Annotated in this window: 11 protein-coding genes and 1 tRNA gene; 4 read left to right on the plus strand and 8 right to left on the minus strand. The window is 58.8% G+C overall.

The window, feature by feature from the left end:
- Positions 1–80: 80 nt before the first annotated feature.
- From J5W70_RS04240 to J5W70_RS12895, 6 genes are all read right to left on the minus strand, one after another.
- The gene (locus J5W70_RS04240) at positions 81–317 is read right to left on the minus strand and encodes a hypothetical protein (protein ID WP_022396413.1); all 237 of its coding nucleotides are present in this window, start codon (positions 315–317) and stop codon (positions 81–83) included.
- A 123-nt stretch (positions 318–440) separates the two neighbouring features.
- Entirely contained in the window at positions 441–2,306 is a 1,866-nt protein-coding gene (locus J5W70_RS04245) for an SLC13 family permease (protein WP_022396414.1), read from the minus strand.
- A 231-nt stretch (positions 2,307–2,537) separates the two neighbouring features.
- Positions 2,538–2,623, minus strand: a tRNA-Tyr gene (locus J5W70_RS04250).
- Positions 2,624–2,831: 208 nt separating this feature from the next.
- Positions 2,832–3,317 carry a bifunctional nuclease family protein gene (locus tag J5W70_RS04255; RefSeq protein WP_022396415.1) on the minus strand — a complete coding sequence of 162 codons (486 nt, stop codon included), beginning with the start codon at positions 3,315–3,317 and terminating at the stop codon, positions 2,832–2,834.
- A 19-nt stretch (positions 3,318–3,336) separates the two neighbouring features.
- Complete coding sequence (locus tag J5W70_RS04260; RefSeq protein WP_257228329.1) at positions 3,337–3,864, minus strand: gamma carbonic anhydrase family protein; 528 nt, start codon at positions 3,862–3,864, stop codon at positions 3,337–3,339.
- A 136-nt stretch (positions 3,865–4,000) separates the two neighbouring features.
- Entirely contained in the window at positions 4,001–6,229 is a 2,229-nt protein-coding gene (locus J5W70_RS12895; protein WP_215832944.1) for a transglutaminase-like domain-containing protein, read from the minus strand.
- A gap of 289 nt (positions 6,230–6,518) precedes the next feature.
- Between J5W70_RS12895 and J5W70_RS04270 the strand changes: the two genes are divergently transcribed.
- Together J5W70_RS04270 and J5W70_RS04275 are read left to right on the plus strand one after the other, a co-directional pair.
- Entirely contained in the window at positions 6,519–7,172 is a 654-nt protein-coding gene (locus J5W70_RS04270) for a nitroreductase family protein (protein WP_022396418.1), read from the plus strand.
- Between the two features lie 8 nt (positions 7,173–7,180).
- Positions 7,181–7,753, plus strand: a complete 573-nt coding sequence (locus J5W70_RS04275) for a tyrosine-protein phosphatase (RefSeq protein WP_022396419.1) — start codon at positions 7,181–7,183, stop codon at positions 7,751–7,753.
- A gap of 82 nt (positions 7,754–7,835) precedes the next feature.
- On the opposite strand, the gene J5W70_RS04280 is transcribed toward J5W70_RS04275, so the two are convergent.
- The gene (locus J5W70_RS04280; RefSeq protein WP_022396420.1) at positions 7,836–9,767 is read right to left on the minus strand and encodes a beta-galactosidase; all 1,932 of its coding nucleotides are present in this window, start codon (positions 9,765–9,767) and stop codon (positions 7,836–7,838) included.
- Positions 9,768–9,970: 203 nt separating this feature from the next.
- On the opposite strand from J5W70_RS04280, the gene gpmA reads away from it, so the two are divergent.
- Complete coding sequence (gene gpmA, locus J5W70_RS04285) at positions 9,971–10,735, plus strand: 2,3-diphosphoglycerate-dependent phosphoglycerate mutase (protein WP_022396421.1); 765 nt, start codon at positions 9,971–9,973, stop codon at positions 10,733–10,735.
- 16 nt (positions 10,736–10,751) lie between these two features.
- Positions 10,752–11,774, plus strand: coding sequence for a 2-hydroxyacid dehydrogenase (locus J5W70_RS04290; RefSeq protein WP_022396422.1), 1,023 nt, complete (start codon positions 10,752–10,754; stop codon positions 11,772–11,774).
- 254 nt (positions 11,775–12,028) lie between these two features.
- On the opposite strand, the gene J5W70_RS04295 is transcribed toward J5W70_RS04290, so the two are convergent.
- Entirely contained in the window at positions 12,029–12,634 is a 606-nt protein-coding gene (locus J5W70_RS04295) for a hypothetical protein (protein WP_022396423.1), read from the minus strand.
- Positions 12,635–12,906: the final 272 nt, after the last annotated feature.

Consider the following 12,906-nt stretch of genomic DNA (forward strand, 5'->3'; position numbering starts at 1 on the left):
TAACAGGCATACGTTCTCCCTCCAGCCTGAACCCGGTTCAAGCCGTCTGAAAAACAGATTGTCAACGAAGCCGTAAAACCTTAATCGGATTTGCGGGAGGCGTGCTTCCTGGCCCGTTCCTCCTCCTTCTGCTTCTTCAGGTCCTCCTTCATCTTGGTCTTCTCCTCGGAATCCAGCTTGCCGTCCTTATTGGTATCATACTTTTCAAGGAGGGCGGCCTTCTTTTCCGCGGAAGTCATTCTCTTGGGAGCGTCTTCCTCCGCCATGGAGGGCATGGCGAACGCAGCGGCCATAATAATAAGCAAGTACTTCATCATTAAATGGGGGTTCTTAAACAATCCTCTTCTACTCCCACGCGCTTCCCTTGTCTCTCTTTTTTTAGTAATGCATGTAAATTACACTGCCATGCGCCCTTTCCGCCTCGTGAACGGCTCTCCGGCCTAGGCTTTCACGAACGGGAAAAACAGAGGGATCACCACCACCATGACCAGCCCCATGATCACCTGGAGGGGAACCCCTACCTTCACGTAATCCATGAACGTGTACTTGCCCGCCGGCATGACCAGGGCATTGGGCGGCGTGGAAAAGGGAGAGGCAAAACACATGCTGGTGCCCACGGAAACCGCCAGCAGCAGCGGATAGGGGCTGATGCCCATGCTCACCGCGGATTGCAGGGCGATGGGAGCCAGCAGCACCGCCGTGGCCGTATTGCTGATGAACATGGTCAGCAGGGAGGCCGTGAAATAAACGCCCGCCATCAGGGCGAACGGCCCGAATCCCCCCAGGCCGGCCACCAGGCCGTGGGAGATGACCTCCGAGGTGCCGGTCTTCTCCAGCGCCACGGACATCGGCAGCATGGCGGCAATCAGCACGATGCTCTCCCAGTTGATCGTCCGGTACGCCTCCTCCACGTTGCGCAGGCATCCGCACAGCACCATCAGGACGGCGGCGATCAGCACCGCGGCCACCGCGGGCACCCAGTTGAACACCATGGCCGCAATCATCAGCAGCATGATGCCAGCGGCCAGCGGGGCCTTGTGCGTCAGGGTCACCTTGGACGCCTCCGCCAGCGGCTGGCCCACCACGACCCATTCAAAGGTTTTCTCACTCAGGCGCGCAATATCCGCCCAGGTTCCCTGAATCAGCAGCGTATCCCCGTACTGGAGCTTCACATCCTTCAAATTGTGGAAAATGTAATGGTTGTCCCGCTGGATGGCCAGAATGTTGACCCCGTACTTGGCGCGGAGCCCGGAAGACTTCACGGGCATGTTGATGAGGTCCGAGTTGCGCATGAGCAGCATCTCCGCAATGCCTATCTCGTCAAACTTCAATTTGCTTTTCAGCAGGGAATCCGTATCTTCCGACGTCTTCCGGTTAATCATCACCGCCCCGTATTCCCGGGCGAAACGGTCCACGTCCTCAAACTCCCCCATCACGTAAATGACGTCTCCCCGCGCCACCCGCGTGTCCGAGCCCGCCATGGTCTGGCTGACCGTTTGCAGGAAGGAATGCCGACTGGAATGCCTGCGGCGCACTTCCACGATGTTCACGTGGTAGCGGTCCGGTATCTGGAGGTCGTGCAGGGGGTTCTCCGTCAGGGCGGAATCCTCCAGCACCCGGAGACGGTAAAGATTGCTGATGATCTGGTACTCGTCTATCAACTGGCTGAGGGACTTGCCCTTGGCCTCGTGTTCCGTCTTGTCGTCATGACGGCCCAGGAACTTCCTGCTCAGGGGAATCAGCAGCAGGACGCCCGTCACGATGCAGACGAGGCCGATGGGGGTGAACGAGAAAAAGCCCAGCCCCTCCATTCCCGCCTCCTGAAGCTGGTTGTTGATGACCAGGTTGGGGGGCGTGCCGATCAGCGTCAGCATGCCGCCCATGCTGCTGGCAAACGCCATGGGCATAAGCAGGCGGCTCGTCTGGATGCCGCCGTCCGCGGCCAGGCTCACCAGAATGGGCAGCATCAGCGCCACCGTTCCCGTATTGCTGACAAACGCTCCGATACCCGCCGTGACAAGCATGGTCAGCACCAGCAGGCGCAGCTCGCTCTTGCCGGCCAGCTTCATGATCCTGCCGCCCAGCATCTTGGCCAGTCCCGTCCGGAAAATGGCTCCCCCCACCACGAAAAGCCCCACCATCATGACTACGATGGAGTTGGAAAAGCCGGAAAGCGCCTGCTCCGGGCTTAAAATCCCGAACACGATCAGGCACAGCAGGGAACACAGCGCGACAATATCTGAACGGATTCTCCCCTGGACGAACAAAACGGCGGATACTCCCAGAATGAGCAGCGTGGTCAACATGTCAATAAACGGCAGAGATGAAAAATCGGCAAGAGAGAATATCTAACATGTCCTGCGCGCCTTGTCGATAGGCTGAACAAGTCATCCGCCTCCCCATCCTCCGAGCGCATGCTCGTTTCCTGCTTCTCCTACAGGGCGGCGATTCCCTTTTCCCGTTGAACATCACGAACCCGCAACCGCGGAAACAATAAAAAACGCGTTCTTCCGGAGAACGCGTTATGAAAGTAAAAGTGGTGGGTAGAGAAGGATTCGAACCTTCGAAAGCGAATGCTAACAGATTTACAGTCTGCCCCCTTTGACCGCTCGGGAATCTACCCACTTGAAGTGATGTGCGGCGAATGTATAGGGATTCCGGCGCCTTAGCAAGTTTTTTTTGTAAAAAGTAGGTATGCCCAAGGACCGGAAAATCTTATGCCGCAATCATGCCTCCGGGCGGCAAACCGGAAGACGGTTCCTCAAGCCGCCGCCGCGCCGGATGGCGTGCCCGGGAGGCGGGAAAAGGTCCGGCAGCCGGAAGCGCCGTTCCTACGGCTCTCCCACATACACCGGCGCGCGGCTGTCCGGGGAATCCGCGTCCAGCTGTTCCAGCTGGGGCAGGATGTTCTCCATGCTTTCCCAGACGGCGGGAACAATCTTGATTCCGGTCCCGAACTGGGCCGCAATCATCAGGGCGTCCGACGGGCGGGCGTCCAGCTCCACCAGCTTGTCCATGACCTCGTTGGCGGCCTCCACCGCCACGCGGGCGTAAAAAACTTCATCCTTGCGGCCATTGATGAGCACCAGCCTCACCCGGCACTCCATGGCGGATAAAAAATGGGACAGCAGGGAGGACGTGTCCGGCCGCACCGGGCGTTCCCCGTTCAGGCTGCGCTCCAGCGCCATGCCGTCCGCCAGCTCCATGAAGATAACGCCCGCCTTGCCGGTCAGCGGATCACGCAGGCACACACCTGCCCCGGCCCGGGTATAGAGCAGGGCGTACGGTTCCAGGGTGATCAGCTTTTCATCCGGCATGGCGTGCGGAAATCAAATGTTAAAAACCGGGATTGATGACTCGCTCCGTATACCGGGCAGCGACCTTGACGTATTTCTCCGCCCACTTGCGGTTATTATCCGCGGATTCCGGGCCCAGGTCCTTCACCACTTTGGCGGGGGACCCCAGCACCAGGGAATTGGGCGGAATGACGGTGCCCTTGGTGATCAGCGCGCCCGCGCCCACTACGGATCCCTGGCCGATGACCGCGCCGTCCAGAATGATGGACCCCATGCCGATCAGGCAGTTGTCCTCCACCGTGCAGGCGTGCAGAATCACGCCGTGGCCCACGGTCACGTACTTGCCTACATAGCAGCCGAAGTCGTCCGCCAGATGGATGCAGCTATTATCCTGGATATTGGAGTAATCTCCAATGACGATCTTGTTGATGTCCGCGCGCAGCGTGGTGTGGTACCAGATGCTGGCGTGCTCTCCAATGGTGACATCTCCGATCAGGTCGGCGCTTTCCGCCACAAAAGCGGTATCCGCCACTTTGGGCCAGAAGTTCGCGTAAGGTTCTCTTGCCATATAGGTCATGTATTAGTTGAAGATAAGACAGCATTCCAGCCTAAAAACGTTCATTCCACGGGTATGCCGCAGCCGGAGGCGGCCAGGGCCGCGCGCCTGGGGAAATGATGGGTGGGGCCGCAGGCGGCCTGCCGGGCTATCCCTCCTCCCGGATGCCCTTCTTGCTGTTCTTCTCCCGCTTCTCCGCGTCCTTGCGCAGGGAAGCGGCCTTCTTTTCATTGCCACCCTTTTCATAATATCCGGCTATCTTCCTCTGGATGGCAACCTCCTTCTTCACCTTGAAGTAGTCGTCCGACTTGGTTCGGATATAGCGGTTGTAGGAGGATTCCGCCTCCTTGGCGAGCTGAAGAACGGCCTCCGGCTCCTGGGAGACATACCGGTAATACTGCCCCATCAGCGCCTCGAACACTTCCGCGCGGCGCGCGTAATCCTTCATGGACTTGCGGTACAGGGAAGCCACGCCGGCCTTGTCCCCGTTCTCCATCAGGATGTCCGCCTGCCGCTTGATGGCGGCGGAAGTCAGATCGCTGCGGCCCTCGTCCGTCTCCTTTTCCAGCTTTTTCAGGTCCCGGGCCACATTGCGCTTGTTGGTGGAGGCGTCCCTCATGGGGAAAATGTATTCATCCTCCACGCGGGCGGCCATGGCCAGGTAATCCGGCCGGGAGCGGAACTTGCGCTTGATCATGGTCACCAGCACATCCCATTCCTCCAGCTTCGTGCCGCTTTCCGGACGGCTCATCAGCGCGATCAGGCGTTCCCAGCCCAGAGGGCTTCCGGGGGTGGCCTGCGTGGCGGCTTCCAGCATCACCCGGACGCAATCCGGCTTCTGCATCTCTTCAAACAGGTCCGCCAGGGAAAGGTAATCCAGGGAGGTGTCCAGCCGGGAGCCGTTCACCTTCTTGTCCATGCCCTGTAGAAGAGTGGATTCATGCTTTGACTTGCGGTTGTGCGGATGGGAAAAATGCCCCGTATTGTACCCATACCCGCCATAGGACTGCCAGGTTTCGTCCGTCGTCAGCAGATTGATCCAGGCGTGCGGGCCGCGGTTGCCGTCCCCGGTGACGTAGGCGGAGGGAATGCCGTTGCATTTGGCGGTATTCACGGCAAAATAGGCCTGGTCCATGCAGATGCCGCCTTCATCCAGAATCTCCTGGAAGGTGTAATTCGTGTAAGGATCCTTGCCCAGGGCGGCGCGGTCCATCCGGTAGCGGATCATGGAATAGGCACCGCCCCAGCCCTTCCGGGTAAGGCGCACCTTCTTGCGCGCCCAGTCCATCTCCGACCTCGGCAGGCGCACGTCCACCACGAACAGCAGCTCGGAAGGGCTTAATTTGGTAATATCCGTAAGAAGTTCATGGGCTTCATCCATCTCCACGAAGTACTCGAACACCTGTTCCAGCGTCAGGGGAGTAGTGGAAATGTTGGTGGAAGAAGAGGCCCGCAGCCTGGACGGACTGGAGGCGATGCGGGGGTCCAGCATGGCGCAGGCCAGCGCCAGGGAGGAATACTTGCTCCGGGGCATGGCGGAGGTTTTCATCCAGAACTCCGCCCACTTCCGCAGGATGCCTCCCCATTCCTCCCTGGGAGTCTGTTCCCGCGCCATCGTGCGCAGGAAGAGCCGCAGAGGGTCGGAGGGGTCTGAAAAAAGCCACGGATAAAAATATCTGGGGGAACTCTCCTTGAGCTGCTCCTGAATGGTTTCCGCCCCCACCTTGCTGATGAGCTGGTACAGTTCATTGGCGCGCATGAGATACGGGCTTTGGTCATACATGGACACGTCGAATTTGCCGAATTTAATGACCTTCACGGCGTCACGTTCCAGATTGGACCGCAGGAAACCGGCGTACAAGTCATAGCGGCCCGTCTCCAGGGCCAGATTGAAGGCGTCCGTAAACAGCTTTCTATTGGCGGCGTTATTGGCCTTCAGGCTGACCAGCAAAACGGGCTTTTTGAAAATCTCCAGGCGCGGGTCTTCCTCCCGGACCACGGGCTCTTCCTTCGGCTCTGCGGGAGCCGGCTCCACCGCCTCCGGTTCCTTCTGCTGCCGTTTTCTGGCGGCCTCTTCCGCAGCCAGGCGTTCCGCTTCCAGCCGTGCTTTTTCCGCCGCCTCCGCACGCGCCCGTTCCTCCGCCGCCTTGCGCGCCGCCTCCAGCTCCGCAGCCTTCCGTGCGCGCGCCGCTTTCGCTTCCGCGTCCCTTCTGGCCGCCAGCTCTGCGGCCTCCGCCTCCCGTTGAACGGAAATGCGGTGGTAAACCACTCCGCCGCCGGCAAGAGCCAGCACCAGGATAATGGTCATGACAATTCCCCCGGAGGAGGATTTTTTACGCTTGGGAGAACCGGGACGCAAGGGATTGACAGGATTCATGGGATAAGGCTTGAACGGGTTGGAGCAAATTGGGCAGGGAAGGAAAAAAGATTTCCATCCCTGTTCCGTTTGACATAAAAGCGCAATACCCTCCCAAGGTCAACTTGAAACAACGGTCTTTTCCGGTGAGTCCATCTTCCGGAACCCGTTAAGAATCAAACCAAGGGATTTTTCCTTGTGTTTTCATAGCCATTTTATAGGATTAGGTTTTCACGTGTTCCCAAAAACATGAGAAAAATACAAGTATCCTGCTAATTATTCCATCATCTTTATCCGTCTTTCGCCGCCTATGAATATTTCTCATGCTCTCAGCCCGCTTCTGGCCGTCATTTCGGGAAGCCTCCTCTCCGGAACGGCCCTCAGTGACAACATCGTGCTGCCTCCGCCGGACAAAAAGGGCGGCAGGCCGCTCATGCAGGTCCTGAATGAACGGCATTCCACCAGATCCTTCGCAGACAAGCCCATTCCGATGGAAATCCTGTCTTCCCTGCTCTGGGCGGCTCAAGGCGTCAACCGGGACGATCCTGATTACCGTACGGCGCCGTCCTCCCGGAATTCCAACGAAATAGAAATCTATGCCGTCCTGCCGCAGGGCGCCTATCTTTACAAGCCGGAAACCCACCAGTTGGAGCGAGTGGTTCAGGGCGATATGCGTGCCGCCACGGGAACGCAGGAATTCGCGGCTACCGCGCCGCTGAACCTGGTCTATGTGGTGGACCAGTCCAAACAGCCCGGAGACTTTGACGCCAAAAGAAAACTGGTCACGGCCTGCACGGGCGTGGGATTCATCGGAGAAAACGTCTATCTTTTCTGTACTTCCGCGGGCCTCGGCACCGTCTTCCGCGCCATGATTGACGCCGACTATATCCAGCGGCGCTTGAAACTCCCCGTCTTTAAAAAAGTCCTGTACGCCCAGAGCGTCGGTTACCCGTCCGATTCCTGAAAGAAACCATGAACCGGAACGCTGTGATACTCGCCGTTCTGGCGGCGCCTCTTCCCCTTGCCTGCGCAGAAACCTTGATGGAAACCCCCGCTCCCATCAAGGTAAAAGACGCCAGAAACTGCTACCGCCTCAGCCCGGAGCTGTACCGTTCCGGACAACCCGGCGGCGACGGGTTCAAGGCCCTGGAAAAGCTGGGGCTCAAATCCGTCCTGAACCTGCGGGAATACCACAGCGACGCCGATGAGGCGGAACATACCGGACTGCGCCTGTACCGCATTAAACTGGCGGCAGGGAAAGTGACCCGGGAAGAACTCATGGACTGCCTGCTGGTCATCAGCAGCGCGCCCAAGCCCGTTCTGGTGCACTGCTGGCACGGGTCCGACCGCACCGGCATTGTCTGCGCCGCCTACCGCATCGTCATGCAGGGCTGGACGCCGGAAAAGGCGCTTGAAGAGCTGATGGACGAACGCTTCGGGCACCACCGGTCCTACTACTCCAACCTCGCGGAACTGGTCAGAGACACGGACTGGAAGGCGTTCAAAGAGGAATTCCGGAGAAAAAGACAGGCTCAGGGCGTCTGACACCCAGGCTGCGGCTCCCCCCATGGCGCGGGTTCATGGAAAAAAGCTTTTTCCAGTGACGCGGGCAGAAGACCCGGCGGTTTTACCACTGGTTGTCCAAGTTTTTGGTATCTATCTTTCCAGGCTCCTTGTTGCGCTCCTTCATGCCGCGGATGGGCTTGGGCTCCTTCTCGTGAAGGTCCAGGACATCAATCACATTCTCCCCTTTTTTCAGGAAGGGGGCCGGAACGTACAGCCTTAATTGAGGCCCCACATTCCAATACCGCCCCACATTCACGCCGTTCACCCACACGTATCCCTTGGCATAGCGGGACATGTCCAGGAACGTGTCCTGCGGCTCTTCAATGTTCACGACGGCCCGGAAATGCGCTCCTTCCCGTTTCCGGGAAGGGCCCTTTCCCTTGGGTGCCTGGACAATGGAGTCAGCCTTCAGGGGAAGGGCCCTCACCGTCCAGTTCTTCAACTCGCGCGTTCCCAGCTTCACAGGGCCGTGCAGTCCCTTGCGGTCGCTCTCCATGCTGATGTGGAAATTGATATGTCCCATGGCCTCCACCAGGATTTCCAGCGTTCCCGGCTTCTTGCGCTCCGGCAGCTCCACGCTCTTCTGTCCCAGGCGTCGGTCCAGCGTGCCGACCGGCTCTCCGTTCAGGTACACCTGGGCATAGTCATTGACGTTGGTGAATTCCAGCGTTTCAGGCGGTCCGGCCGGAACGGTGGCGCTGTAAACGGCGATGCCCTGGTTCTGGTTCCACTGTTCGAAATAGGGCGGCTGCGGGAACTTGGACTGGAAGGGCTTGGGCAGGTTCTCCCAAAGGCCGGCATGGACCACGGGCGTGAACTCCGGAATCTCCATGGCCGGGATGTCCGCGGGAGGTTCCGGCACGGCGGCTTCCGGAGGCAGTTTTTCCAGGATGATTTCCCTCATCTGGGCGTAATATTCATTCATCCGGCCCTGTTCGTCCACGGGAGAGCCGTAATCGTAACTCGTCAGGTCCGGCTGGTATTTTCCCGGCCCCCCGTTGTTGGCGCCCGCCGTAAACCCGAAGTTGGTGCCACCGTGGAAAACGAACAGGCTGAAGGAGCGCCCCTTGTCCATAAACCAGCGGACGTGGTTGACAATGCCTGGGGTGGGGGCCCAGTTCCCCTCCCCCCAGTGCCGCAGCCAGCCCGGATACGTTTCCGAGGAAAAAACGGGAACGCCCGGATTGCACTTATTAGCCACCTCCCAGTGGCCGTCGTTCAGCCCCGGGTCCAGTCCCACGGCCACGCCGGGAAGCACCACCCCTTTCAGGAAATGTTCCCCCGCGCCGTCGGACGTGTAAAAGGGGCCGAAGCCCTTCCTGGTCCAGAACGCTTTCAGCCACTCCATGTACTTGCGGTCCTTCCTCTGGTAGCTCCCGTATTCGTTCTCAAGCTGGGTCATCAGGATAGGGCCTCCGTTTTTGACCAAAAAGGGCTCCGCCACACGGGCCACGGCTTCCAGATACCGCGTCTGCGCCTTCATGAATTTGGCGTCTTCCGTAGTCCTCAATTTGGCCTTGGGATCCTTCAGCAGATAATGGGGCAACCCTCCCAGGTCCCATTCCCCGCACACATAGGGACCGGGGCGGAACAGAACCCACATGCCTTCCTCCTGGCATATCTTGAGAAACTCTCCCAGATCGCGGTTGCCCGTCTTGAAGTCAAAGCTGCCGTCCGGCTGTTCATGGTCGTTCCAGAACACGTAAAACGCAATGGTGTTCAAGCCCATGGCCCGGGCAGTCCTGATGCGGTGCCTCCAGTACTCCCTGGGGATGCGCTGGGGATGCATCTCCGCTCCGCGTATCTGGAACGGTTTTCCATTCAGCATGAACTCCTGGTTCCCTTCCCCGCCGAACTTGAACACGGCGGGAGCTCCACCGGAAGGAGCGGGCTTCTGCACATTCCGGACAGCCCCGGGACCGGCCCATGCCAATGCTCCCACTCCGGCGGCCATCAGGGCGGCAGCCCAACTGAAACCATATTGCTTCATCATGCTGAACTGTTAATCCATTTGAAGACGGTTGCCAATCACAATTTTACCCGCCGCCGCCGCACCTGTGAGGCGTCCTTCCCCTCCTCCGGCGGACTGCCGGGGCCGGACGGCAGGAATTTCTCCTGCGGCGGGGAATATTATCACGTCATACGCCTCCATTCCTTTGCGCGAAAGCCGGAGGGCGCCTGTCTAAATTCAGCGATATGAAAACAATTGTTCTTCTGCGCCATGGAGAAAGCACGTGGAACCGTGAAAACAGGTTCACCGGATGGACGGATGTGGACCTGACGGAACTGGGGATAGAGGAAGCGAATCATGCGGGCGACCTGCTGAAAGACAAGGGCATGGCTTTTGACCAGGCTTACACCTCCTACCTCAAGCGCGCCGTGAAGACGCTTAACTGCGTGCTGGACCGTCTGGACCAGGACTGGCTGCCCGTCGCCAAAAGCTGGCGGCTGAATGAAAAGCACTACGGCATGCTCCAGGGGTTGAACAAAAGTGAAACGGCCCAAAAATACGGAGACGAGCAGGTGCTGATCTGGCGGCGCAGCTATGACGTGGCGCCCCCTCCCCTGGCGGAGGACGATCCCGCCAACCCCAAGTGGGACCCCCGCTACAAGGGGGTGCCGGATAACGAACTTCCGCGGACGGAATCCCTGAAGGAGGCCATTGACCGCATGATTCCCTACTGGGAGGGAACCATCCTCCCCTCCCTCCGGACGCTGGACAATATCCTGATCGTGGCCCACGGCAACACGCTGCGCGGCATGATCAAGTACCTGAAAAACATCCCCAACGACCAGCTTCTTTCCCTGAACCTTCCCACCGCCATTCCCTATGTGTTTGAATTTGACGATTCCCTGAACCTGGAGAAAGACTACTTTCTGGGAGATCCGGAAGAAATCCGCAAACGCATGGAAGCCGTCGCCAGCCAGGGAAGCGCGAAAAAAAAACCGCCGATCGCCTAACCCCCCTCCCTTCCGCATGACCGACCATTCCTGCCGCATTGCGTTTTTTGACGCCAAGCCCTACGACCGGGACTCCTTCAACCCGATCAACGAGCGCGAATTCCATTACGACATCCGCTACTTCAAGGGGCACCTCACCCCGGACAGCGTGCCGCTGACCCGCGGCACGGACGTGGCGTGCATCTTCGTCAACGACACGGCAAACCGGGAAGTGATCCGGAGCCTGAAGGAAAACGGCGTCAAACTGCTGGCCCTGCGCTGCGCCGGATTCAACAACGTGGACCTGAAAGCGGCGGAAGAAGCGGACCTGCCCGTCGTCAGGGTCCCCCAATACTCCCCCTATGCGGTGGCGGAACACGCCGTAGCCCTGATGCTCTCCCTGAACCGCAAGATACACCGCGCGTACTGGCGCACCAGGGACGGCAACTTTTCCCTGCACGGGCTGATGGGCTTTGACATGAACGGGAAAACGGCCGGCATCATCGGAACGGGGAAAATCGCCAGAATCCTCATCCGCATCCTCAAGGGGTTCGGCATGAACATCCTGGCCTACGATCCGTACCCCGACCAGCGCTTTGCGGAAGAAGCCGGCATTACGTACACCACGCTGGACGACCTGTACGCCCGGTCCGACATCATTTCCCTGCACTGCCCCCTCACCCCGGAAACGGAATACCTGATTAATGCGGACTCCATCGGCAAAATGAAGGACGGCGTGATGATCATCAACACGGGACGCGGCAAGCTGATTAACACGGAAATGCTGATTGACGGCCTGAAATCAAAAAAAGTGGGGTCCGCCGGCCTGGACGTGTATGAAGAGGAAGGGGAATATTTTTACGAAGACAAGTCCGACCGAATCATTGACGACGACACCCTGGCGCGCCTGCTCTCCTTCAACAACGTCATCCTGACCTCCCACCAGGGCTTTTTCACGAAGGAAGCCCTGCACAACATTGCGGAAGTCACCCTGCACAACATCCGGGACTTCCTGGAAGGCAAGCCGCTGGCCAACCGCGTATCGCTCCAGTCACACTGAACGCACCCGGCACCTGCTTCCGTGAGGGGAATGCGCGCGGCCTCCCATCCGTGTTTTCCCCGCAGGGCCGCCGCACCGGCATCCGTATGCCGGACGGCGCATGAAGTTCATGCGCCAGGGAATGCGCCCCGGCGGAGTGAGCGGAAAAGACGCCGCCGCTTTTCCGCGCTAAAGGACAGGCACGTCATAGGAAACAGTTTCACCCCCCCTGTTTCTCCACTACCTGCCGCCTGACCACGCGCATCACATTCCCTTCATAATCCCAGCTCTCCAGCGACCACCGCACGTTGTAAATGGCCGGAACCCGGTACACGCATTCCACGGAAAGCTCCGGTATCCGGTACGGCGGGAAGCGTGCCTTCCACTCTCTTCAGGTTCTTGAAAGCGGCACGGCAAATTTCATACGCCTTTTCCGGATTCTCATAAGTATTCCCCGGAAGCAGGGCGTCCCGGAGCAGCGCGGCGGGAAGGGAGCCGGAAAACAACAGCCTTGAACCAACTGGGAGAACGGGTTGCCGGGCATCCTGGAACAACTGCCTCCCCAGGGTAATGGAACAGCCGTTCAACTGGAAAAACAATTCGTCGGCAATCCAGTCCGTTCCCGCCTTTCCATTCAGGCCCGGCCATCTGTTTGCGGCCACCTCCACCACTTGCAGCAAGCACGGCACGGACGGCTTTTCCCGTTCCGCCGGCGGAAGGCTCTCCATATAGGCCGCCACAGGCGACAGGCGCGTTTTTTCAGGCAGGATTACGGGCTGTTCAAAAGGTTCCTCGTCAAAGCCGTCCAGGACCTTTTCAGCTTTCAGCGCTCCCGCGCCCATTCCGGACAGGAGGAAAATCAGCAAATAACGTTGCATCATCAATCATCAGGGCAGCCAGGGGGTATTCCGGCCATCGTTGATTAAATGCTCTTGACGCATGGAGAACAAGCAGCTTTTCCTCTTTCTTCCTTCTCAACATACTACTGGAAATTTCCGGAAAATTATCCGGCCCAGCGTCAAGCTTCCCAGCTGTAAAAACTCCCTTGTTAAGTCCCTCCGGAGGCCGGAGAATCGCCGGCCCTCTCGCCATTCCGGAACCATATCCGGAGGGAAGGCACGAAAAATCCTGCCCACTTTTTTATTGACGGCAA

It is taken from the genome of Akkermansia massiliensis (assembly GCF_018847375.1).
Lineage (GTDB): Bacteria > Verrucomicrobiota > Verrucomicrobiia > Verrucomicrobiales > Akkermansiaceae > Akkermansia > Akkermansia massiliensis.